General features: G+C 64.6%; 17 protein-coding genes and 1 pseudogene. 15 read left to right on the top strand and 3 right to left on the bottom strand.

From position 1 onward, the window contains the following. Positions 1–13: 13 nt before the first annotated feature. On the top strand, positions 14–712 hold the full coding sequence (locus A5645_RS12465; protein WP_253866965.1) for a sensor domain-containing protein: 699 nt from the start codon (positions 14–16) through the stop codon (positions 710–712). Between the two features lie 3 nt (positions 713–715). Here A5645_RS12465 and A5645_RS12470 read toward each other — a convergent pair whose 3' ends face one another. Together A5645_RS12470 and A5645_RS12475 are read right to left on the bottom strand one after the other, a co-directional pair. Beyond that, the gene (locus A5645_RS12470; protein WP_253866988.1) at positions 716–2074 is read right to left on the bottom strand and encodes a phosphatase PAP2 family protein; all 1359 of its coding nucleotides are present in this window, start codon (positions 2072–2074) and stop codon (positions 716–718) included. A 104-nt stretch (positions 2075–2178) separates the two neighbouring features. Then, the gene (locus A5645_RS12475) at positions 2179–3948 is read right to left on the bottom strand and encodes a DUF6311 domain-containing protein (RefSeq protein ID WP_065129699.1); all 1770 of its coding nucleotides are present in this window, start codon (positions 3946–3948) and stop codon (positions 2179–2181) included. A gap of 131 nt (positions 3949–4079) precedes the next feature. Between A5645_RS12475 and A5645_RS12480 the strand changes: the two genes are divergently transcribed. From A5645_RS12480 to A5645_RS12495, 3 genes are all read left to right on the top strand, one after another. After that, entirely contained in the window at positions 4080–4478 is a 399-nt protein-coding gene (locus tag A5645_RS12480; protein ID WP_172830524.1) for a DUF732 domain-containing protein, read from the top strand. Positions 4479–5081: 603 nt separating this feature from the next. After that, positions 5082–5609, top strand: coding sequence for a hypothetical protein (locus A5645_RS12490; protein WP_081288327.1), 528 nt, complete (start codon positions 5082–5084; stop codon positions 5607–5609). 155 nt (positions 5610–5764) lie between these two features. Then, positions 5765–7327 (top strand): serine/threonine-protein kinase, encoded by a 1563-nt coding sequence (locus A5645_RS12495; protein WP_065129703.1) that lies wholly within the window; start codon positions 5765–5767, stop codon positions 7325–7327. Positions 7328–7330: 3 nt separating this feature from the next. On the opposite strand, the gene A5645_RS12500 is transcribed toward A5645_RS12495, so the two are convergent. After that, positions 7331–8218, bottom strand: coding sequence for a TPM domain-containing protein (locus A5645_RS12500; RefSeq protein WP_065129704.1), 888 nt, complete (start codon positions 8216–8218; stop codon positions 7331–7333). A gap of 62 nt (positions 8219–8280) precedes the next feature. On the opposite strand from A5645_RS12500, the gene A5645_RS12505 reads away from it, so the two are divergent. From A5645_RS12505 to A5645_RS12550, 11 genes and pseudogenes are all read left to right on the top strand, one after another. After that, positions 8281–8769, top strand: a complete 489-nt coding sequence (locus A5645_RS12505) for a glutathione peroxidase (protein WP_065129705.1) — start codon at positions 8281–8283, stop codon at positions 8767–8769. A 78-nt stretch (positions 8770–8847) separates the two neighbouring features. Beyond that, complete coding sequence (locus A5645_RS12510) at positions 8848–10800, top strand: aconitate hydratase (RefSeq protein WP_065129706.1); 1953 nt, start codon at positions 8848–8850, stop codon at positions 10798–10800. Positions 10801–10899: 99 nt separating this feature from the next. After that, positions 10900–11700: an FAD binding domain-containing protein gene (locus tag A5645_RS12515; protein ID WP_065129707.1), complete on the top strand. Its 801-nt coding sequence runs from the start codon at positions 10900–10902 to the stop codon at positions 11698–11700. Continuing rightward, positions 11697–14417 carry a molybdopterin-dependent oxidoreductase gene (locus A5645_RS12520; protein ID WP_065129708.1) on the top strand — a complete coding sequence of 907 codons (2721 nt, stop codon included), beginning with the start codon at positions 11697–11699 and terminating at the stop codon, positions 14415–14417. Before A5645_RS12515 ends, A5645_RS12520 begins: the two co-directional genes overlap by 4 nt. Beyond that, positions 14414–14857 (top strand): nuclear transport factor 2 family protein, encoded by a 444-nt coding sequence (locus tag A5645_RS12525; protein ID WP_065034879.1) that lies wholly within the window; start codon positions 14414–14416, stop codon positions 14855–14857. Before A5645_RS12520 ends, A5645_RS12525 begins: the two co-directional genes overlap by 4 nt. A 127-nt stretch (positions 14858–14984) precedes the next feature. Beyond that, positions 14985–18062, top strand: a complete 3078-nt coding sequence (locus tag A5645_RS12530) for a multicopper oxidase domain-containing protein (RefSeq protein ID WP_065129774.1) — start codon at positions 14985–14987, stop codon at positions 18060–18062. Then, positions 18031–18603 carry a nucleotidyltransferase family protein gene (locus tag A5645_RS12535; RefSeq protein ID WP_436405494.1) on the top strand — a complete coding sequence of 191 codons (573 nt, stop codon included), beginning with the start codon at positions 18031–18033 and terminating at the stop codon, positions 18601–18603. Before A5645_RS12530 ends, A5645_RS12535 begins: the two co-directional genes overlap by 32 nt. Positions 18604–18771: 168 nt before the next feature. Next, positions 18772–21435, top strand: coding sequence for a DEAD/DEAH box helicase family protein (locus A5645_RS12540; protein WP_216638304.1), 2664 nt, complete (start codon positions 18772–18774; stop codon positions 21433–21435). Continuing rightward, positions 21378–21857, top strand: coding sequence for a DUF3427 domain-containing protein (locus A5645_RS28345; RefSeq protein ID WP_216638313.1), 480 nt, complete (start codon positions 21378–21380; stop codon positions 21855–21857). The genes A5645_RS12540 and A5645_RS28345 overlap by 58 nt, the downstream gene beginning before the upstream one ends. A gap of 154 nt (positions 21858–22011) precedes the next feature. Beyond that, positions 22012–22662: pseudogene (locus A5645_RS12545) on the top strand (IS3 family transposase); the annotation flags it as partial. A 291-nt stretch (positions 22663–22953) separates the two neighbouring features. Then, positions 22954–23742, top strand: coding sequence for an alpha/beta hydrolase fold domain-containing protein (locus tag A5645_RS12550; protein ID WP_172830526.1), 789 nt, complete (start codon positions 22954–22956; stop codon positions 23740–23742). Positions 23743–23830: the final 88 nt, after the last annotated feature.

The raw sequence follows: 23830 nt of genomic DNA on the forward strand, positions 1-23830 counted from the left end.
GGAGCTTGTGACCGTGCCTGCTGGTCTTCCGTTGCGGATCGGCTTCCTGGCGCTCGGATGTTGCCTGGCGCTCTCGGCCTGCGACAGCGTGGTCGACGGCTCCCCCAAGGCCGCGCCGAAGGGCGCGCAGGCCACCGGACCGATCTTTCCGTCGCAACTCGAGGATCTGCTGACGGCATCCGGGTCGTTCGCGGTGGTGGCCAAGAGCCCGCTGACCGAAACCGACATGCAGTCCGCCCTGTTCATCGGCGCCGATCCGGACGAGTGCCACGGTGCCGTCGCGTTCGGCCGCTACCCGCTGTTCCCGAGCAACTACACCGGCCGCGAGGCGCGCACCCAGCAGGACCACCAAGTGGACCAGCACCAGTTGTTGGAGGTGTCGGCCACCTATCCGAGCGACTTCAGCGCCGCGGGGTTTCTCGATTCGGTGCGCAAGACGGTGACCAACTGTCAGCGCCCGGTGACCGCCTGGGGTGACGACGGCCGCCGGAACACCGTGCATCCGACGCCGTTGGCCGACGCGCCGCCCGAAGTGGCGCAGTGGTCGACGAATCTGGTCGGGCAGAAGTGGGTGTGTGAGTTCGCGGTGATCGCCAAGGCCAACGTGGTGTCGGAGATCGTCACCTGCTCGCCGGACCGTTCCGTCGATATCGCCGGGTTGGTCACCAAGCGGTTGAAGAAGATCGACGAGCTGCTGAACTCCAGGTCGTAGCCGTCAGGCCCGGCTGGTTCCCGGCTCGGGTTGGGCGGTGTGCTCCGCCGTCATCATGGCCGCGGCGAGGCTGTTGCCGACTGCGCGTGCTCTGGCCTCGACCGGCCTGGCGCCCTGAGCCATGAAGGTGGCGTAGAAGGCGCTGCAGAACACCGCCATGGTCCCGATCATCAGCGGACCGAACAGCAGCGGATGGCGCGCCATCACCTCGGCCAGGTAGCGGCAGCACAGCAACAGAACCACCAGGAACGACGATCCGAAGGCCACCATCCCCAGCCGCGACCAGACCCGGCCCGGTTGCAGTTCGCGCAACGCCGACTCGACGGTCAGGCACAGGACCGCGCCGGCCATCAGGTCGACGCCGTAGTGGTAGCCGAAGCCGAGCGTCGCGGCGATGGTGCACAGCAGCCAGAACGTGCCGCCGGCGCGCAGCCACCGGGGGCCACCGCGGGAGTGCAGGAACACCGCCAGCGCCCAGGCCGTGTGCATCGACGGCATGCAGTTGCGCGGGGTGAAGTCGTCGAAGGCGACCGCGCGCGGTGACCAGTCGATCGGTGGCAGGGCGTGCGGCCAGAAGTCGCCGACTTCGAAGCCCTTGCCGCCGCTGCCGAACGCGAAGTCGGGTCCCACCAGCGGGAACAGGATGTAGATGACCGGCCCGATCAGGCCCAGCACCAGGAACGTGGGCACCAGGAAATGCCGCGGCCAGCCGGCGGTACGGACGTTGCGCAACTGGTAGACGGCGACCACCAAACCCGCCACCGGCAACTCGATGTAGACCCAGTGCAGCACGCCGCTCAGCACGGGGGCGGTGGCGTGGACCAGGCGACCCATCAGCCAGGACGGTTGGGCCAGCGCATGGTCGGCCAGCAGCGCGTACTCGTCCAGGACCCTCGGCCGGTAGAGCGCGGTGATCTTCAGCCAGGCGTCGCCGACTTTGGTCGCGATCACCAGCAGGACGCCGAACGCGATGCCGCGAGCGGCGACGATCTGTTCGCCCTTCACCACGCGTCGCCAGCCGACGGCCAGCGCCAAAACGGTGAGCACAATCACCGGTCCGTTGCCGACGGCAAAGGCGCCGCCGCGCAGTAGCCGCTCGCCGGCGAAGAGGACGTCGAGGCCCGCGGCCACCGACAGCGCGATCACGCGGCTGCGGTTGGCCAGCCCGACCATGGCCATGCCCAGACCCACCCACGGCACCGTCGCCGATTTGGGGGTGGCGACATAGTCGCTGAGCAGGCTGTGCAGCGGGCCCTGGAATCCCGAGCTGGTCGCCGTGACCTGCAGCGCGATCAGCAGCAGCGTGATCGCGGCGATGGCAAGCACCGGCCAGGTGCGGGCCAGTCGGGTCTGCCACTGCACCCGCTGCGTTTCGCCGATGAACACCCGCTGAATCTTAGGTGGCCGATCGAGGTCGGTGGGAAGAATTCTGCTGAGCGTTAGCGGGGCGTTGTCGATCAGCGCCGTTATCGAGGCTCCGCGGGGGCTGCGACGACGCCTCGGACGTTGACGTCACGCCAGATCCCGATCTCACCGACGCGCTGCGGATCGCGGCCGAACAGGTCGGTGAAGAACGCAAACATGGCCGGCCATTCCTGCATCGGCCCCACGATCACGTGCCGCACGTCGGCGGCACGCAGGTCGGCAGCGATCTGGGCGCGCACCTCGTCGCGCGCCAGCACGGGAATCTTGTCGTCCTGGATCATCAGCATGATCTGGGCCAGCCGCGTCGGCGGCGGCCCGGTGCGCGTGCGGCCGTCCGGTTGCGGCATGTAGGCGTAGGCCTCGGGCATCCGCAGCCCGTAGTCGGCCTCGGCGGCCCACAGCATCGGCTCGGCGCGGCCGGCCGCGTCGAGGAAGTACGGGGCGACGAGGACGGTTTCGTCGGGCTTGATGCCCTGGCTTGCCCAGGTGCGGAAGAACAGCGGTGTGTAGGACGCCCTGTGCTCCAGCGGGGCGGGCAGGATGACGACGAGCGCGGCCGCGGTCGCGACAAGCCACCGCGCCCGGTTGCGCGGGTCCAGTTTGGTGGCGCGCTGGACGGTGATCGCGATGACCACGGCGACTGCGAGCCAGACGAACAACGTAAACCGTCCCGGCAGAAGATGTTTGAGCAGCGGCAGCTTCGCGAAGAGCAACCACGGCAGCGGAATGTGCCACGCGTTGTTGCCGACGTGCAGTTCTGGCCCAAGCGAGAGCACGAGAATGAGCGCCCCGGTGATGGTCGCGATGCGGACCCGCAAGTCGCCCCACTGGCGGATCGCGACCACGACGATCAGCACGATGAGCGGCAGGCCGAGGTAGCCCGTCGCCTCGTGATAGAGGCCGCTGAACTTTTCCGACACGTCGGTGGCCGCGTCCGGAGCGATGAGCTGGTAGGGCGTCGGGAGGACCAGGTTCAGCAGATCGGTCGAGAAGATTTTGGGATCCTGCACCTGGCCGTTGATCCGTTGCGGCCCGAAGAACTGGACGGCCAGCGGGTAAGCCGTTAGGGTCAGGAAAGTGAGAGTGGCGACGCCGAGTGCGGTCGCGAGCCGGGCGGCGGCTTCTCGTGTTCGGCCCTCCCGGCGCACCAACGCCATCACGATGACAAGCACTGCGGCCGCCAGCACGCTCGCGGCGAGCATCTCCTCAGTGATGTAAAGCTGTGCGGCGCTGAGGATTCCAAGCGTAATCCCGGACTTCCAAGGCGGTCTTCGTCGGGTGACCAGGAGCTCGTCGAGCACGAGCAGGAACAGCGGCGGCACCCAGGCCGTGGTCAGGTTGAGGTGCAACGCCGCGTGCGATGCGACGTACGGCGAGAAGGCATAGACGGCGCCACCGACCATCGGGCCCAGGCCGTCACCGGTGTAGCGGCGGATCGCAAGCCACGCGGTAAATCCGCTGAGGGTGATACCGAGGACCATCAGCACGTTGAACCCGAAAATCGGGCCGCCGATCTTGGCGGGCAGCCAGCCGAGGAGTCCGAGCAGCGTCATCGGCGTGTTCCACATCAGGTTCACGCCGGCGGGAGCGCCGATCTGGGTGGTGAAGAACGGGTCGAGGCCGTTCGCCAGCGCGTGCGGGGTCCAGCCGAGGTACCAGATAGTCTGTTGCTGGTCGCAACAGTTGCCCGCCCAGCCGTGGGCCGGGTCGCTCCAAGCGCGGAAGGTGAGCAGGAGGGCACCGAGGAGGTAGACGAGAAACGCGGCGAGCCCGCGAATGGTGCGTTTCTTCAGCGCACCGGACACCGGCATTGACCCCTCCTACACTCGTCTCCGACGATTCTTGCCGTACTACTGCTCAGCAAACAATCTCCGCGCGTCTGCCCCTTTGCGGCGGGATTGACCGGTAAGCTCCGCTGACCAAACAGACGGTGGGAGGACACGTGTCGGGCTTCGCAATTCGAGTAACGCCGGCAATCGCGGTGCTGGCGATCGCGTTCGCACCTGCCGCGCACGCGGAGCCGGGCCCGGGCAGCGGCGAAACTTTCTTCGTCGACTACATGACGCGCGTATTCACTCCGCCGACGTCGGAAGCCGCCGCCCGGGAGGTCATTCCACTGGCGGAGCAGGTGTGCGCCGCAAGGTCGCAAGGCCAAACCGACCTGCAGGCGGCCGGTTTGGTACTCGCCGGCAACGGCGTGGGCACGCTGGGCTTGGCCACCGGGTCCAGCATTGACGACGAGCGCACCGCCCTGAATGTCGTGAACGCCGCGACGTTGGCGTACTGCCCGCAGTACAACACCAGCCTGAATGCACCGATGGTTCCTGGTGAAGTGCAATAGGTAGTTTCGGCCCGTCTGAAAGCGATTGTGCAGCAGGGCATGTCAGCGCGCTGGCGTTTGGAGACCGGCTGGCTGGGCGCGGCAGCGGAGCCCGCAACATCTCTCGACAGGCGACTTCCAGAATTAATTGCCATAATGAGCCGCCAGCTATGAAAGGAGCAGTAGATGGTCAAACAATTGTCCGCATGTACGGCGTCACGGACTGGCGTCGCTCGCCGTTCGACGCGGTTACTCTGGGTGCTCGCTGTGTCCGCCGGCTTGGCGGTCAGCATCGGTGCCGGTGCGGCCGATACGTTTACCAACAGCCCGGTCTCGATTACCGCGACGCCCGAAGACCCGTGCCTGCTGAATCACACTTGCGGAGAAGAAGATCCGGGTGCGGTCGAAGAAATGATTGCTTACTGCAGGATTCAGCGGGAGCAGGGCGTCCTATGGACACCCGAGTGCGCGCGGTTCTACGAGCCCCAGCCGTAGCGACATCGCCCGTGGGTTGAATCGACATCGGGCCGGGACGGCTGGCCAATAGGCATGCCGTCAACCGTTGAAAGTCTCTTGCGGGCCGTCCAACTCGACTGGGCCGGAGCGACTCGATGGCACCAACGGGTGCAGCTCGACGAACCGGGCGTATACCTCGTCGCGATCGCCGAAGCGCCGGATAACCTTGCCACAGAACCGGTTTGCCCGGTTTCGGCCGCCGCCGTGCAGCAGTTGCTCGATGCACGCCCCGAGCTCCTGCTGGACGGTCGACGGCCCACCGCCGACGCCCTCGCCGATCGCCTTGCTTCGATGTGGCTGGCCGACGAAACGGTTCTCTACATCGGACTGGCGGGGACCTCGGTTGCCCGGCGGGTGCGGCAGTACTACAAGACGGCGCTCGGTGCCCGGAAGCCGCACGCCGGCGGCTGGCCGCTGAAGACCTTGGCCAATCTGGACCAGCTGTGGGTGCACTATGCGCCGTGCGCGTCCGTCGACGCCGCAGAACGCGCGATGCTCGACACCTTTGTGAGTGGCGTGTCCGCGCCGGCGCGGGCGGCCGTCCGCGATCCCGACCTGCCGCTGCCCTTCGCTAACTTGACTGTGCCGCGCGGTGCGCGGAAGCGGCACGGGATCAGCGGGGCGCGCGAGCCATAATGCTGCCTCTGTAGCAACATCACCCTCTTGAGCCACTTTCGTCACGAAAGACTCAGGGCCGCAAGGATCGTCGCCGGTCCGCGGAAAAATCGCCTCGGCAAACGCCTGCAGGTTGTCGTACCCCAGTCGCATACTTGCCGACAGGAGGAAACGGCATGAAATCGCTCGTCGGCGGAACGTTCGGCAAATATGAAGTGAGCCGGCTGCTTGGCAAGGGCGGCATGGGCGAGGTGTACGAGGCGTTCGACACCGACAAGCGCAGAGCCGTGGCACTAAAGGTGCTCACCGAGCAGTTCGCGGACGACGACACGTTCCGTGAGCGCTTTCTTCGCGAGTCACACGCGGCTGCGATTCTGCAAGAGCCACATGTCATTCCGATTCACGACTGGGGCGAGATCGACCACACGCTGTACATCGACATGCGACTGGTCAACGGTCAGACGCTGCACGAGATCCTCGAGCGGCAGGCGCTGACGCCCGAACGAGCGATCGACATCATCCGCCAGGTTGCCGCCGCTTTGGACGCGGCGCATGCCAACGGGTTGATCCATCGCGACGTCAAACCGCAGAACATCATCGTCACGCCCGACGATTTCGCCTACCTGGTCGACTTCGGCATCGCCGAAGCGCGCGGCGAAACGCACCTGACGATGACGGGCTACCAGGTGGGCAGCTTCGCCTACATGGCACCCGAACGGCTGAACAGCAATCAGCCCGCCACCGCGGCGGTCGATGTCTACGCGCTGGCGTGCGTGCTGTACGAAGCCTTGACCGGTCGTCAGCCGTTCGCCGGTGGTCACCAACAGGTGATCGCCGGTCATTTGTCGTCGCTGCCGCCGCGACCCAGTGCGGTGCGGAAGGGCATTCCCGCCGCGCTCGACGAGGTGATCGCCCGGGGCATGGCCAAAGATCCCGACGACCGCTACGGCAGTGCGGGTGCGCTGGCGCGGGCCGCCAAGCGTGCGCTGTCCGCGGGTGAATCGGCGACGGCGACCGCGGATACGATCTTCGCGCCGCACAACCCACCACCGCCCGGCGGACATCAGCACTACCGCTTCCCGCCGCCCCCAACGGTTCCGCCGTACAGCGCTGACGACTCCCGCAAGTACCTGGTGCCCACGTTGATCGCGATCGCGGCGGCGCTGGTGGTCGTTGTCATCGTGCTGGTGGTGGCATTCGTGGGGAATTCCGACTCTGATCCGTCTCCGACGACGGTCGCCTACCCCCCCCCCGGACCCCCGACCTACCAGCCCACGCACACGGTCACCGTCGAGCCGTCCTACTCAACGACATCGGCCTCGGCCTCGCGTCCGGCGCCGACAATTACGACGTCCGCGGCGCCGGATGCCGAGCAACAGTTGAGGCAGTACGTGAACAACGACCGCCCCCTTGTTGCGACGCAGGCCGTCGGCCACTGGGTTCCGCAACTCAGTTCCAAGCGTCCTGGAACCATCGAGGGTGGCGTCCGTTGGGACAACGCGATGGCGTTGCAGGAGCATCTACGGCTGCGCCAGCTGTACAACGCGAAGCTGCTGTGGTCGGGCGACTGGTCGACGTTCTCCGAGCCGGACTACTGGGTGAGCATTGCCGGCACCACATTCCTCGATGCCCAAGGTGCGTTGAACTGGTGCAAGAGCAATGGATTCGACAGGGATCACTGCATCGCGAAGTTGATCAGCACGACGCACCCGATCGCGGGGAGCACGAAATACAACTGACGGCTACTTGCCGCGGTGGGCCTTGAGCACGTCCGCGTTGGCCAGCGTCTGCGCCTTCGCGGCCAGCGTCGATGCCGCGTTGGCATGGCCGATCGCGTCGGAGGGGTTGGTCGCTTGCTTGTCGTGCGCCGCCGTTAGCTGCTGTTTGGCCTGCGCGAACTGCTTCTGAGCTTCGGCGCCGACGTTCTTGCGGTGCCTGGTGACGTAGTCCGTTATTTGGTCCAGTCTGGCGTCTGCCCGGGCCAACGCCTGGTCGAGCGGCAGATCGCCGCCTCCGATGCTCACATCGAGCGGGCCCGGCGCGTGGGCTCTGCGCCGGCGCCGCGCCCGAACAAACAGGAGAACCAGCACCAGGAGCAGCACCACGACGACGACGGCGATCACGATCGGCAGCCAGTTCCGCGAAGGCGCGCTTGCCGATTTGTTCAACGCGTCGGCGGTGGCGAGGGCGGCGGCGGTCCAGTCCTTGGCTTTCACCGCAGGCTCAATTTGATTGCGCTGCAAGCTGTTCAGCTCGTCTGCGCTGAGACCTTTCGGCAGGGTGAACGTGTACGCGTCGGGGTTCTTGGTGTTCGTTGCCACGGCCAGCAGCGCGTCGTGGTAGCCCATCCCGCTGGCGTCGCGGGTGCGGACGGCCCAGTTCTCGGGCTTGAAGCGGGAGAAGTTGTCGACGTAGGCCACCCATAGTTGAATGTGCCGGTCGCGGTAGAGCCGGTCGATGGCCGAGCTGACCGCCGCTCGTCCCGAATCGGTCAGCACGTGATTGCTGTCGGTGATGTGGTCGGTGAGCTTGTCCGGTGGCTGCGCCGCGACCGGGATGGCCAGCAGCAATGTTGTCGCCAGGGTCATCAGGGTCGTTAGAAGCACACCGAACGAGCGAACAATCCGCATACGGCAATCTACCGCGACCGCCCGGCCGTATACCCGAGCCGAGCAGTGTTAGCGTCAGCGGCGTGACTATCAAAGACATTCCCCTGACCACGCTCGACGGCAAGCCGGCCACGCTGGCCGAATTGTCCGACGGCGCAACGCTTGTCGTGAACGTCGCCTCCAAGTGCGGACTCACCCCGCAGTACGCGGGATTGGAGAAGCTCGCCAAGGACTATGGCGACCGCGGCCTGACGGTCGTCGGTGTCCCGTGCAATCAGTTCATGGGCCAGGAGCCCGGCACCGCCGAAGAGATCCAGACGTTCTGCTCGACGACCTACGGGGTGACCTTCCCCCTGCTGGCCAAGACCGACGTCAACGGCGACGACCGCCACCCGCTCTACGCCGAGCTCACCAAGGCGACCGACTCCGACGGCAACGCCGGCGACATCCAGTGGAACTTCGAGAAGTTTCTGGTGGCGCCCGACGGTGAGGTGGTCAAGCGGTTCCGGCCGAGGACCGAGCCGGACGCACCGGAGGTGATCAGCGCGATCGAGGAGGTCTTGCCGCGGTAGGCGGCAGTACTACCGGAATTTATGGGGTATCCCCCTCCAAGCGGCGCGTCACCCGTCGCGGTCAGGAGGGAGCCAAGGATGTCCATGAATCTCACCTACAAGCTGATCGATTCCCACCTGGAGTCCGGCGAGATGAAACCCGGGGAAGAGATCGCGATCCACATCGACCAGACGCTGACCCAGGACGCGACCGGCACGCTGGTGATGCAGGAACTCGAAGCGCTCGGCCTCGACCAGGCACAGACCGACGTCAGCGTGCAGTACGTCGACCACAACCTGCTGCAGGGTGACGAGAAAAACGCCGAGGACCACGAATACCTGCGCACCGCGGCGCAACGCTTCGGCCTGTGGTTCTCCAAACCCGGCAACGGCGTCTCGCACCCCACCCACATGCAGCGGTTCGGTGTCCCGGGGAAGACCATGGTGGGATCCGATTCGCACACGCCGGCCGCCGGTTCGCTGGGCATGCTGGCGATCGGTGTCGGTGGGCTCGAGGTAGCGCTGGCCATCACCGGGCGGCCGCTGCACATCCGGATGCCGGAGGTATGGGGCGTCCGGCTGGAAGGCGAACTGCCGGAGTGGTGCTCGGCCAAAGACGTGATCCTGGAAATGCTGCGCCGCCACGACGTCAAGGGCGGGGTCAACCGAATCATCGAGTACTACGGTCCCGGCCTGGCCAACCTGACCGCGATGGATCGGCACGTGATCGCGAATATGGGTGCGGAACTCGGCGCCACGACGACGGTGTTCCCCAGCGACGACGCCGTGCGCGAGTTCCTGCGCGCCGAAGGACGCGAGGACGACTGGGTGGAGCTGCTGGCCGACGACGGGTGCGACTATGACGTCGAGGACACGATCGACCTATCCGAGATCGAGCCGCTGATCGCCAAGCCGTCCTCGCCGGGCAACGTGGTGCCGGTGCGGGAAGTAGCCGGCGAGGAGATCGCGCAAGCGGTGATCGGGTCCAGCGCCAATCCCGGACTGCGTGACTTCGCGATCGCGGCGGCGATGGTGGCCAACCGGCAGACCGCGCCGCAGGTCAGCTTCGACATCAACCCGACGTCGCGCGAGATCCTGGCCGACCTGACGAAGATGGGCGCGACCCTGGAACTCGTGATGGGCGGTGCGCGCATCCACCAGGCCGGGTGCATGGGCTGCATCGGCATGGGTCAGGCCCCGGCCGTGGGCCGCAACTCGCTGCGCACCATGCCGCGCAACTTCCCCGGCCGTTCCGGCACCAAGGAAGATTCGGTGTGGTTGTGCTCGCCGGAAACCGCCGCGGCGTCGGCGCTGACCGGCGTGATCACCGATCCGCGGGACTGGGCCCGCGAGGTCGGCATGGAATACCCGAAACTTGATCTGCCCGAAGAGAATTCGGTCAACACCGCGATGCTGGTGCCGCCGCTCGACCCCGAGGAAGCCCAAAAGGTGGAACCGGTGAAGGGCCCCAACATCTCCAGCCTGCCGGAACTGTCACCGCTGCCCGAGGAGCTGGAGGCGCCGGTGCTGCTCAAGGTTGGCGACAACATCTCCACCGACGAGATCTCCCCCGCCGGTGTGCAAGCACTGCCGTTCCGGTCCAACATCCCGAAGCTGGCAATGTTCAGCTTCACCCGGGTCGACGACTCCTATCCGGAGCGCGCGCAGGAGGCCGAGGAGAGCGGGCACATCATCGTCGCCGGCGAGAACTACGGTCAGGGCTCCTCGCGCGAGCACGCCGCGATCGCCCCCCGCTACCTCGGGTTGCGGGTCGTCATCGCCAAGTCGTTCGCCCGCATCCACTGGCAAAACCTCGCCAACTACGGGATCCTCGCGGTCGAGTTCGAGAATCCGGATGATTACGACTCGGTCGATCAGGACGACAAACTCCGCATCCAGAACCTGGATGGGCTGGCCGATTCGGACACTCTGCAGGTCGAGAACGTCACCAAGGACTCGTCTTTCACCGTGCGGCATCGGCTTTCGCCGCGGCAGGTCAAGGATGTGTTGGCGGGTGGATTGATTCCGCGGCTAGCGGAGGAAGATTCGTAGCTCCGCCCCCGGCAAAGTGACCCACACACCGCCCGGGACAATCTAAAGTTGGTCAGCTTTGACCGCTAGTCCTGGGAGGCTCACACGGATCTCAACTCGGTGGTTGACGTTTTGCGCCGCCCGCCCGATCGGCCGGGCGCGGCCTGGCGCACCGGAGATGCATGGCTGGCCGGCGGAACGTGGCTCTTCTCTGAACCGCAACCCGCCGTGTTGCGGCTGCTCGACCTGACCGCACTTGACTGGCCCAGCCTGGTGGCCGACGCTCACGGTCTCGAGATCGCGGCCACCTGCACGGTCAAGGAACTGCACGATTTCCTACCGCCCCAAAAATGGGCGGCCGGTCGGCTATTGCGGACCAGCTGCGAGGCGTTCCTGGCGTCGTTCAAGGTGTGGAACGCGGCGACGGTGGGCGGCAACATCTGCATGGCGCTGCCCGCCGGACCGATGATCACCATGACGGTGGCGCTCGACGCGACCTATCGCCTGTGGGCCGCCGACGGAACCGAACGCAGGGTCGCGGCCAAGGATTTCGTCGTCGGCAACCACCAAAACGTGCTGGCGCCCGGGGAAATCCTGCGCAGCATCCACCTTCCCACCCATGCCCTACAACGCCGCTACGCCCAGCGGCGCTTCACCCTGACCAAGCTCGGCCGCTCCACCATCTTCATGGTCGGCACCCAAACCGGCGATGATCTGACACTGAGCATCACCGCCGCGACCACGCGCCCGGTGGTGCTGCAATTCGGCACGCTTCCCGACGCCGACGCCCTGCAGGACAGCATTGATGCGATACCGAACGAGGTCTGGTTCGCCGACGCCAACGGCACACCCGAGCACCGGCGCCACCTGGCCAAGCACTACGCCGAAGAGATCCGCATCGAACTCGGCGGCGTGCGGTGAGCTACACGGTCAACGGCGAGTCGTTCGCGAAGGAACCAAGGCCGGGTCAGTGCCTGCGGACCTTCCTTCGCCAATTGGGTTGCTATGGCGTCAAAAAGGGTTGCGACGCAGGTGATTGCGGCGCGTGCACGGTCTGGCTGGACGGGCAGCCCGTGCACAGCTGCATCACGCCGGCCTTCCGCGCCGACGGACTCGAGGTGACGACGATCGAGGGCCTCGGTTCCCCCGAAGACCTGCATCCAATGCAGCGGCAGTTCCGCGACTCCCCCGGATTCCAGTGCGGCTTCTGCACTCCCGGCATGATCATGACGGCGTGCGCGCTGACCGACGAACAACGGACGGACCTCCCCCGCGCGCTGAAGGGGAACCTGTGCCGCTGCACCGGTTACCGCGCGATCGAGGATGCCATCAATGGCGTCACCACAATAGAAGAGGCAGCGCCCGGCCAGGCGATCGGCGCGAGCGTCGGCGCGCCCGCCGGATCGGAAGTCGTGAGCGGCCGCGCCGAATACACGATGGACACGGAGCTGCCGGGCATGCTCCATCTGAAGGTGCTGCATTCGCCGCACGCCCATGCCCGCATCGTTTCGATCGACAAATCCGCGGCGCTGGCCGTGCCCGGGGTGCATCGTGTCTACACGTGGGAAGACGTGCCGCGCAAGCGGTTCACCACCGCGATCCACACCGATCACCTCGTCGACCCAGATGACACGTACATCCTGGACAACGTGATGCGGTTCGTCGGCCAGCGGGTGGTCGCGGTGCTGGCCGACAGCATCGGCGCCGCCGAGGAGGGGTGCCACAAGGTTGTCGTCGAATATGAGTTGCTGCCCGCGGTTTTCGATCCCGAGGCGGCGATGGAGGACGGCGCGCCGCAGCTGCACGGCTTCGACGACCCGTTCGTGCAGGACCCCAAGCGCAACATCCTGCTGGAGCTGCACGGCGAAATCGGCGACACAGCCGCGGGATTCGCCGAGGCCGACGTCATCCACGAAGGCACCTACTTCTCACCGCGCGTGCAGCACGCACATCTGGAGACGCACGGGTCGATCGCCTGGATGGAAGACGGCCGGCTGCACGTGCGCACCAGCTCGCAATCACCGTCGATTGCCAAGGGCAAACTGGCCCACCTCTTCCATTTACGCCCCGACCAGCTACGGGTGTTCTGCAAGCGGGTCGGCGGCGGCTTCGGCGGCAAGCAGGAGGTGATCAGCGAGGACTTGGTGGCGCTGGCCGCGCTGGACACCGGCCGTCCGGTCTCGTGGGAGTACACCCGCGAGGAGGAATTCATCACGGCCTCTCCCCGGCACCCGATGAAGATCACCGTCAAGCTGGGTGCTCGCCACGACGGGACGCTCACCGCGATCCGGTTCCGCAACATCTCCAATACCGGCGCCTACGGCAATCACGGCGGCGAGACGCTGTTCGCCGGTGGGGCCGCGGTCGCGATATACCGCTGTCCCAATAAGAGATTCGACGCGTATTCGGTGTACACCAACACCATGCCCAGTGGTGCGCTGCGCGGGTACGGCATGACGCAGCCGGCGTTCGCGATGGAGTCGGCGATGCACGAGCTGGCCGTCGCGCTCGGCATGGATCCGCTGGAGTTGCGCCGCCGCAACATCATCCGGCCCGGCGATCCGCTGCTGTCGATCCACGACGAAGCCGACGACGTCGCGTTCACCGAGGACGGGCTGGTGCAGTGCATCGACCGGGTCGAGGCCGCGTTGCGCGTGCAGCCCAACGGGCACGCACTGGACGAGAACTGGCACGTAGGGACCGGCGCGGCGATTTCGATGCACGAGACCGCACCGCCGACCGAACACATCTCGGTCGGGCGGGCCACGCTCGACCGAGATGGCACCTACGAGATCGCCATCGGCACGGTGGAATTCGGCGAAGGAACATCGACTGCCCACGTCCAGATCGCCGCCGCCCAGCTGGGCACCACTCCGAACCGGATCCGGCTCGTCCAGTCCGACACCGACCGCACCGGATTCGACACCGGTGCTTTCGCCAGCGCCGGACTGTTCGTCGCCGGCAACGCCGTTCAATACACGTCGGCCGCGCTGCGCGAGCGGATCCTGCGTTTCGCTGCTGCGCACACCGGCATCGACGTCGCGTCCTGCACCATGGACGACGATGCCGTGCGCTGCGGTGACGCGCGGGTGCTACTAACCGACCTCGCCGCAGCCGCCACGGATCGCGGCATCCGGTTGACCGAATCGCGCAAGGCGTACGGCTCACCGCGCAGCCTCACCTACAACGCACACGGCTTCCGCGTTGCGGTGCACCGGATCACCGGCGAGATCCGCATCCTCTACAGCGTGCAGGCCACCGATGCCGGCGTGGTCATCAATCCCGCGCAGGTGCGGGGACAGATCGAAGGCGGCGTGACCCAAGGCCTTGGCTTCGTGCTGACCGAGCACCATCACGTCGACGAGAACGGCGTCATGACCAATCCGAATCTGCGCAACTACCGCATCCCCACCTACGCCGACGCCCCACGCACGGAGGTGATCCTGGTCGACTCGACCGACTCGGCGGGCCCGGCGGGCTCCAAGGGAATCGCCGAATGCTGCATCAATCCGGTGGCGCCGGCAATAGCCAACGCCGTTCACGACGCGACCGGAGTCCGATACCGCGGGCTGCCGCTGACGCCCGACCGGATCTTCAGCGCGTTGCAGTCACCCAGAGTGGGGGTTCCCGGACCATGAGGCTCGTCGCTGTGGCTGTGCTGGTTGCGGGGCTGACCGTTGCCCCGGCGGTCGCCAGGGCTTCTGACGTGTGTACGGACACCGCGATCGTGAGCGGACCGTGCGCCGATGTGCTTGCGCAGGAGGCGCGGTGGCTGACGGCGATCACCGACGGCGACGCCGCGACGATCGAGTCGATCCTGAGTCCGAACTACCGCCACACCACCAGCGACGGTCGTTTTCTCGACCGGGCCGCCGAGATCGCCAACACCAAGCCGTTATCGCTGACGATGACCCCGTCCGAACAGGTCGTCGACTTCGCCGGGGATGTCGCCGTCGTGCATGGCGTGAACACCATCAATTCCGGCAGCCGCGGCGTGCACCGCGAGCGTTTCACCGACGTGTTCGTGCTCGAGGGCGGTAACTGGCTGGCGCTGTGCGCACAGGAAACCGCGATCTGACCCATTTGCTCGTTGGGCGGCGTAATCTCCCATCGGCAAAGCTTCACCCAGCTGCGAATTGGGGTGCGTCGTGATCCGACCGAGGAAAAGCGCTGTCGCGCTGGCACTTGTGGTGTTGTTGGTGGCGATGACGCTGTCCTGTTCGCCGCGGCACAACCAGGCGCACCCTGAGATCGGCGTCAACGCCGGGAAGGACGGCCATCCGGCCGACTTCAAGGAACCGGTGCGGTTGTCGAGCAAGGACGGTGTGCTCGAGGTCCGGCTGTCCGCGCACCAGGGCACCGTCAACCTCGACACCGTGAAAGAACCGGTGACCAATTTCCTGGTGTACGGCTACGAGCTCATGAAGGGGACGAGTTCGGACGGCTCAACCAAGGGCGACAATGTCTATCCGGCTCCCACGTTGCGGGTCAACCCCGGCGAGCGGCTGATCGTGCACTACGACAATGATTTACAGGGTCTGACGATCGCCGACTTCAACGATCCGTCCTACGTGCCGGTCAACGAGCAGGTTCCGCTGTTTCCGCCCGCGTTGACGTCGTCGCCGCTGAATCTGCATACGCATGGGCTGCATGTCAGCCCGTCGGGCAATGCCGACAATGTGCTGCTGAACATCCCGGCCGGGATGGGCAACACCTATGACTACCCCCTGCCGAAAAACATGCCGCAGGGCCTGTATTGGTACCACAGCCACCGGCACATGTTGACAGCGCTGCACACCTATCTCGGTCTCGCGGGGTTGTTGGAGATCGGGCGTCCCGACGGCGCGCTGCCTCTGGTGACGAAGAACAACATTCCGATCCGGGACATGGCGTTGCAGTACAACTTCGTGTTCGACCGCAAAAACGGTGGGCATCAACTGAACAACCCGTACTGGGAGCAGTGGGTCAACACCTTGAAACCACCGGAGGGTAACCAACTCGCCGACGGCACCTACCCCAGCAGCCTGGCGCCGGTGAACTTCGCGCAGACCTCCAAGGGCGCTCAGTACATCAGCGGTTGGCACGAAGGGCCGTTGTCGGTCGACAACAAGCGTGGCGCCAACCAGTTCATTCCGACGAACCTGCAGAGTTTCACCAGCCCGACCGTTAACGTCCCTGCCGACCCTGGGTTGCCCGACAATCAGCGCGATGTGCAGTTCACCGTCAACGGGCAGTTTCAGCCGCGGTTGAAGATCAAGCCGGGTCAAACCGAGATCTGGGTGTTGGCCAACATCAGTGACATCGCCTACATGTCAATGCAATTGACGGAGACTGCGACCGGTAACCATCCCAAGTTCGCCATCGTGGGCCAGGACGGCAATCCGTGTCCCACGGTGCAGCGGCCGGTCGACGGCGACGGTTCGCTGCTATTTATTCCGCCGGCGTCCCGGTTCGCGATCGCGGTGACCATGCCCAAGACCGGTGATCTTGTGCTGGAGATGCCGCCGATGCAGGGCGGCAAGCCCAGGACGAGTCAGGCTGTGCTATATACCAATAACGGCGCCAAGATCCCACCGGCCGTGCTGGGGGAACTCAACGTAGAGCCCAGATTCGTCAGCTACGCCGACGGGTTCTTCGCCTATCCCACTCAGACGTTGATACGTGCCACGGCCGACAACGGTGAGGGGCGGACCACCGTGTTCGAACCGGGGATGGAATTGAACTCGCCCACTTCGTTCCGCGACGACTCGGTACGCACGCCCGACTACACCCGTGAGCTGACGATCTCCGGTGGGTTCGGCAACAACTATGCGAGCAAGAGCGATGCGAAGGCGTTCACCTATCAGTTCGACGGCAACATCTTCCCTAACATTCCGTTGATTCAGCCCCGGCTGAACACGATGGAAGAGTGGCGAATTGTCAACTACAACAACGACGGTCACCCAATGCACATCCACGTCAACGACTATCAGGTGATGCAGGTGGTAAATCCGACCGCCAACACCACGACCGGTGTGCAGATGTTCAGTGTTGACACCGCCAATGTACCGCCGCCGATCGTCGATGCGCACGACAACGCCACCGCTCCATCGTCTCTCACGTTCCGCACCGAATTCGAGGAGTTCGGCGGCACTTACGTCATCCACTGCCATCGCCTCAACCACGAGGACAACGGTTTGATGGCCACCGTGAACGTGATCCCCCAGGTGTCGACGTATGCGGTGGGGGTCCCGGGTCGGCCGGGCTTCCCGGCGGCCGTCCAGGTGCTCGATGGCAACGGGGACAAGGTGATTACGACCGTCACGCCGTTCCCGGCGTTCGAAGGGGCGCCCTCGGTGGCGATGGCTGACGTCAACGGCGACACCATCCTTGACCTCGTCGTCGGCACCGGTGCCGGGGTGGCTCCGGAGGTGGTCGTGTACAGCGGCGCCGACGCGTTCAAGACCGAGTTGGCCCGGTTCGCGCCGTTCGACGCCGGCTTCAAGGGTGGCGTGAACGTGGCGGCCGCGAACATCGACGCAAATCCGATGGCGGACAACATCATCGTCGGGACCGGTCCGGGTGTGGAGTCGGAGGTGAAGGTGTTCTCCTCGAAGCTGCCGGCGGTGGGCAAGGCACCCGAGGTGTTCTCAAGCTTCAAGCCCTACCCCGGGTCGCAGACCGGCGTCACCGTGGCCACCGGGCTGGTCAGCTATGAGCAGGGACGGCAGAACATCATCACCGGGCCCGGCCCGGGAGGTCCGGCGCAGGTGAAGGTGTTCCGGTACGACCTGTTCACTCCAACTGCACGTTCCGGCGGTCCGTCTGGTGGGCCCGGTGCGCCCGCATTGGTGACCGAGTTCTCCGCTTTCGACGCGGGTTATACCGGCGGCATCTCGCTGGCGACGGGGTGGGTCGCGGGCGAAGAGGGCGGCGCGCAGAGCATTATCACCGGACAGCTCGCCGACCGCGGCACGGTGCGGGTGTGGTCGTCGGGTTCGCGGCTGGACGGGGCGCCTGTCATGTACACGCACAGCCCGGATGCGCATTCCGGGCACGTGATGTTCCGGCAGACGGCGTCGTTCGAGCCTTTTGTTAATGCTGGTGCGGTGACGGTAGCGACGACAAGCACTGTCACGGGCGCGGATTTGTTGGTGAGTGCAGCGGCGCCGGGCGGGGCCGAGGTTCGCAAGTACTCGCTGGCCCGGGCGGGTGAGAACGCGAATACTCTGGCGCCGAAGCTGATTGGTCCGGTTTCTGTGGCTTCTGGTTCTGTTGGCGCCGCGCCGTTGGGTGGTCGCTAGTTTGGCTGGTGTTGTTGGTGTGCTGCTAGCGGCTGGCGCGGGTCGGCGCTACGGCAAGCCGAAAGTGCTTGTGACCGGATGGCTCGATTCGGCGGTGGCGGCGTTGCGGGATGGAGGGTGTGATGTCGTTCTTGTCGTGCTGGGGGCTGCGACTGTGGCCTTGCCCGACGACGTCATCGGGGTTACTGCGTCCGACTGGCAGATCGGGTTGAGCGCGTCCGTGCGGGCTGGGTTGACGGAGGCTGCGACGGTGGGCGCTCAGTATGCGGTGCTGCATGTGGTTGATACACCGGATGTTGGTGCGGCGGTGGTGGCGCGAGTGGTGCAGCGGGCGTTGGGGTCTCGTAGTGGGCTGGCGCAAGCTTACTTTGGGGAGCGGCCTGGGCATCCGGTGGTTATCGCGCGGCGGTACTTCGGTGAGGTGATCTCTTGCGTTGCCGGGGATCGGGGGGCGGGTCCGTTTCTGCGAGCGCGGGGGGATGTGGAGGTAGTGCAGTGTGAAGATCTAGCGAGTGGGGTCGATTACGACGAGCCGGCGTAGGCGGCAGGGCGCAGCCGTGCGCTGGGCAGTATAAGAACAAACAAGTTTAGAGCGGCATGCATGAGGAGACGTGATCACGAATAAGGAAGCGGCACCGCAAGCCGACGGCGGTAGCCAACCCGCTGAACATCGTGCCCAAGGACTACAGGGGTTTTCACAGTGACCCCAATGGAGCCTGGGATCTATGAGGTTCTTATCACCGAGGCGCTAAGGGCCGAACTCCGGCCAATCAACACACGCTTCCACGATGATGTTCAACCGCTACGTACCGCCGAGGCGGCAGACCGAATCGCGTTGCACCTCAGTCGATATATTCAACAGGCTCTCGATTCTGTCAATGACCGTGAGCGAGTCCAAGTGGGCATCAAATTGGCGCGCGACTTGATCACCCGACTCGCCCAAGTCATCAAAGCAGACACCTCAGAGGCGCCGGCAGAACCAGGCGAGGTCCTGCACGCAATCCTGGAGCGGCGGCCGGACGGTACACCGGCGCCCATTGTCGAACCCCTGATCCCTTTGTTGGATACCACCCTGCTGACGAACGCCCCCGGTGATCCCGGCCTGCTGCACCAATTGGATGCCGAGATCGAGTCGTCGGACGCAATCGACGTTGTCATGGCCTTCATCCGACGCAGCGGTATCAACCCGCTTCTCTGCTCACTTCGCCGACACTGCGAACGCGGCAAAGCTCTGCGCGTCCTGACAACCATCTACACCGGCTCCACAGAGCGCCAAGCCCTCGAGCAGCTAACGGACATTGGTGCCCAAGTCCGCATTTCATACGACGTCAGCACGACCCGTCTACATGCCAAGGCATGGATCTTCCATCGCCGCTCCGGCTTCTCGACCGCTTACGTGGGTTCGTCCAACCTCACCCACTCCGCCCAGGTCACTGGCCTCGAATGGAATGTCCGCGCGTCGGCCGCGCGTAACCCCGACATCCTCGCGAAATGCAATGCGGTCTTCGAGAGCTACTGGCAGAGTGTGGACTTCGTCAAGTATGACTCAGACCGGTTTGACCAAGAGAATGAGCGTGCCAGCCGCACTGACAACGGTTTAACGGTGGCCCTCAGCCCGATCGAGATTCGCCTCGAACCATTCCAGGAGCGCCTCTTGGAAAGAATCGCGCTGTCACGCGTCCGCGGTCACCATCGGAACCTCCTCGTCGCCGCCACCGGCACCGGCAAGACTGTGATGGCTGCGGTCGACTACGCCCGCCTGCGAGATCAGCTCTCCCGATCTCGGTTGTTATTTGTCGCCCACCGCAACGAAATACTCGACCAGAGCCTCGCGACGTTCCGCCACGCGTTGCGCGAAGCCTCCTTTGGAGAGAAATGGATCAGCGGTTCTCGACCACAACGCTTCGAGCACGTATTCGCTTCGATTCAAAGCCTGAATACTGCCAACTTAGAAAACCTCGCGCCCGACCATTTCGACGTTGTCATCGTCGACGAGTTCCACCACGCGGCGGCACCCTCTTACCGCAAACTCCTGAACCATGTGCAACCGCAGGAACTACTCGGCCTGACGGCCACCCCGGAACGCAGTGACGATCTTTCAGTATTGCACTGGTTCGATGACCGCATCGCCGCTGAGTTAAGGCTTTGGGATGCGATCGATCAACATCGCCTCTGCCCGTTCATGTACTTCGGCATTCACGACGGGTTGGACCTCACTGATATCCCGTGGCGTCGAGGGCAGGGTTACGATGACCAAGCGCTCAGCAATTTGTACACCAGCACTGACGCGTGGGCACGCACCGTGTTGCAGGAAGTTTTGCGATTGGCAGATGATCCCGACTCGATGCGAGCGCTCGGCTTCTGTGTCGGCATCGAGCACGCTCAGTTTATGGCAAGGCATTTCAATAGACACGGTGTTCCTGCAGTCGCCGTCTGGGGCGACAGCTCGCCCGCTGACCGCAGCTCAGCCCTACGCGACCTCGCGGCCGGCAAGGTGAGAGTCGTCTTCTCTGTAGATCTGTTCAACGAAGGCGTAGACGTTCCCACAGTGGACACCCTGCTCATGCTGCGCCCAACCGAGAGTCCGACACTGTTTCTCCAGCAACTTGGGCGCGGACTCCGCCGAGCCAGGGCGAAGAACTTCTGCACCGTCCTAGACTTTGTAAGCAACCATCGCCAAGAGTTCCGCTTCGACCGCCGCTACCGCGCTTTACTAGGCGGCACCCGACGTGACGTCGAACGTGCAGTGCAGCAAGGCTTCCCATTCCTGCCGGCAGGGTGCTACATGCATTTAGATGCGAAGGCATCTGAGGTCGTGTTGCGCAGCCTCCGGCAAGCGATTCCGTCGCGGTGGCCTTCTCGCGTGACGGAACTGCGTGTCGTGCACCAGAATACCCAGAAGTCACCCTCTCGCAATACCTGGAGGAATCCGGCCTCGATTTGCCTGACGTGTACGACGGGACCCGTTGCTGGTCCGATCTATGCGTGGCGGCGGGCGTGCCCATTGAGCCATCGGGGGAGCAAGAGACCTCGCTTCGTAGGGCTCTTGGCCGTCTGCTCCACATCGACGACGACGAACGCATCGCCACCTACCGCCGTCTTCTCGAGATGCCAACGCCGCTGGACGTATCCACACTCTCGGAGCGGGAGCGTCGCCTGGTGCGGATGCTTGTCGGGAGTCTGGGTGACCAGGTGCTCACCAACAACAACTCGCTGCAGGACGCCGTCAATCTCGTGTGGTCGCATCCGCAAGTGTGTGCTGAACTCGCCCAGCTACTCGTCGAGCTTGCCGAGCGAGTCGACCACCTGCACGGTGTGCTCGACCAGCATCCCGATGTACCGCTGCAAGTGCACGCCCGGTACTCGCGCGTAGAAATCCTGGGCGCCTTCGGTATTGGTGATCATGCCAAGGCTGTTTCTTGGAGGGAAGGAGTCTACGAAGCCAAGAGCGCCAATGCCGACTTGCTGGCATTCACCCTCGACAAGAGTAGCGGAAGGTTCTCACCGACCACCCGCTACCGCGACTACGCCATCAGTCCGTCGCTTATCCATTGGGAGAGCCAATCGATGACTCGCGCCGATAGCGAAACCGGTCTCCGCTATCGCAATCACAAACGCGACGGCCGGTCGATCATGCTATTCACGCGGCTCCGCGCGGATGACCGCGCTTTCTGGTTCCTCGGACCGGCCACCTACCGCGGACACGTGGGCGAGAAGCCGATGGCCATCACGTGGGAACTAGAGACTCCGCTGCCCGGTGATCTCTATCAGTCGTTCGCTGCCGCAGTGGCTTAAGGAATTCGCCTACTCGATCAAGTCGTTGCTGTAGACCGGTAATCATTCGTCCGGCGACACGGCACAGGGTAGGTCAGTCAAGGGTCGTCTCCTACCTTCTCCGACCCACTGCACGGCTGTGCCCGTCCGCGGACGGAAGGAGTCGCGTTCGATTCCCCGGCGTGGGTTCCGACCTGCGTATCACGACGCTCGCGCTGAAAGCTGGGCAGTCAATCACAAGAAGCTGCAACGCCTTTGGCGCGAAGAAGGGCTTAGAGTACCGCAGCGCCGCCACCGCAAACGCCACGGCAGCTCCACCGCACCAGCGACTGTAATCGCCAATGCGCCCAACCGAGTATGGGCGGTGGACTTCCAGTTCGACTCCACCACCGACGGACGTCCGATCAAGATCGTTTCGATCATCGACGAACACACCCGCGAATGCCTCGGTGGGATGGTTGAGCGCAGCATCACCGGCAAGCACCTCGTCGCCCAGCTGGACCTTCTGGCCGCAGAGCGTGGCACCTACCCGGCCGTCCTGCGATGCGACAACGGTCCCGAATTAGCCTGCAGCGCAATGGCCGATTGGGCCGCCGGTCAGGTCAGCCTGCACTTCATCCCGCCCGGCGAGCCGTGGCGAAACGGCTACGTCGAATCCTTCAACTCCCGCATCCGCGACGAATGCTTGAATATCAACAGCTTCTGGTCGATGGCCCAGGCCAGTGTGGTCAGCAGCGACTGGAAGCACGAGTACAACCACTATCGGCGGCATTCGTCACTGGGCTACCAACCCCCAGCCGTCTACGCTGCCACCTGCACCCACTAATGAACGACCCTGGGCCGTCGCGCCCAAGGCCACGAGGAGCGGTCACCAGCTCAACAAGCAGTCTTGTGAGCCTGGCACTAGAGGGGCCGAAATTCGCATGTGTTATTCCGTGGGTCGATAATCGTCAGGGTGAATCCCCGCGCGCGGTTGCAGCACCGGTGCCTGGCGAAAGCGTTGTTGCTTAGCCGGCTCCGTTACTTGACCCTTCGGCCGGTCATGATTGACCGGTGGGCAGCTGGACCGCCACGCCACCCTTACGCAGGATCGCCCCCGAAGCGCGTACTCAAGAAGGTGGACATCATCCGCGATGACCTCGACGGGTGGCCGGTATATGAGATCAGCCCAAAGCTTCCCGACGGGGCGGGACTTAACGGCCACATGCTCTATTTGCACGGCGGCTGTTATGTTGTCGAATTCGCGCCAGCGCTCTATTGGCCATTCTTGGCCAAGCTGTCAGTCCTGCTTCGCCGTACAGTTACCGTGCCGATGTTTCCGCTCGCGCCCGAGCACACCTACCGGGAGATCTATCCGTTTCTCCTCGATGTCTATCGCCGAATCCTTGCCGTACACGATTCGGAATCCGTTGTTTTCATGGGTGAATCGGCCGGCGGTGGTTTGGCGTTGGGATTGTGTCACGCAGCCCGGGAAGAGCACTTGCCGCAACCGAGTGACGCGGTGCTGCTCTCACCTTGGCTGCACGCTGGGCTGCCCGATCCCGCGGTTCCTGCAGTGGCCAGAGTCGATCCGATACTCAACCTTCCGTTCATGCGCCGGGCCGCGACCTGCTACGCAGGTGGTGATCCGCTGGACCATCCGTTGGTCAGCCCAGGCATGGGCGAGCTATCCGGTTTACCCAAGATCATGGTGATGACCGGCACCCACGACATGCTCAATCCTGATGCCCGAGCATTTCGGCGGCGGACCGAAGCCGAGGGCGTCGAAATCGGTTGGTACGAACTCGACGGTGGCATCCATGGCTGGATGGGGTGGCCCCCCCTGGGCCGCGACGTCCGTGATGCAATCGAGTTCATCCGCGACGTGCTGTCCCCAGGCAATCCAAGGCACCCAGTCACCGATTGACCGAGGACCGCCTGAGCTACAACCTGACCCGCTATCCTGCTACTCGTACTCATCGATGAACGACTCTCGTTCGCCGTGGACCAGTTCA

This window comes from Mycobacterium asiaticum (genome assembly GCF_001673635.1).
GTDB classification, from domain to species: domain Bacteria; phylum Actinomycetota; class Actinomycetes; order Mycobacteriales; family Mycobacteriaceae; genus Mycobacterium; species Mycobacterium asiaticum_C.

Bases quoted from the DNA above. Each gene is read 5' to 3' on its own strand.
- A5645_RS12530 (WP_065129774.1), top strand. From the start codon at position 14,985: ATGACGCTGTCCTGTTCGCCGCGGCACAACCAGGCGCACCCTGAGATC.
- A5645_RS12510 (WP_065129706.1), top strand. From the start codon at position 8,848: ATGTCCATGAATCTCACCTACAAGCTGATCGATTCCCACCTGGAGTCC.
- A5645_RS12540 (WP_216638304.1), top strand. From the start codon at position 18,772: ATGGAGCCTGGGATCTATGAGGTTCTTATCACCGAGGCGCTAAGGGCC.
- A5645_RS12475 (WP_065129699.1), bottom strand. From the start codon at position 3,948: ATGCCGGTGTCCGGTGCGCTGAAGAAACGCACCATTCGCGGGCTCGCC.
- A5645_RS12495 (WP_065129703.1), top strand. From the start codon at position 5,765: ATGAAATCGCTCGTCGGCGGAACGTTCGGCAAATATGAAGTGAGCCGG.
- A5645_RS12525 (WP_065034879.1), top strand. From the start codon at position 14,414: ATGAGGCTCGTCGCTGTGGCTGTGCTGGTTGCGGGGCTGACCGTTGCC.
- A5645_RS12500 (WP_065129704.1), bottom strand. From the start codon at position 8,218: ATGCGGATTGTTCGCTCGTTCGGTGTGCTTCTAACGACCCTGATGACC.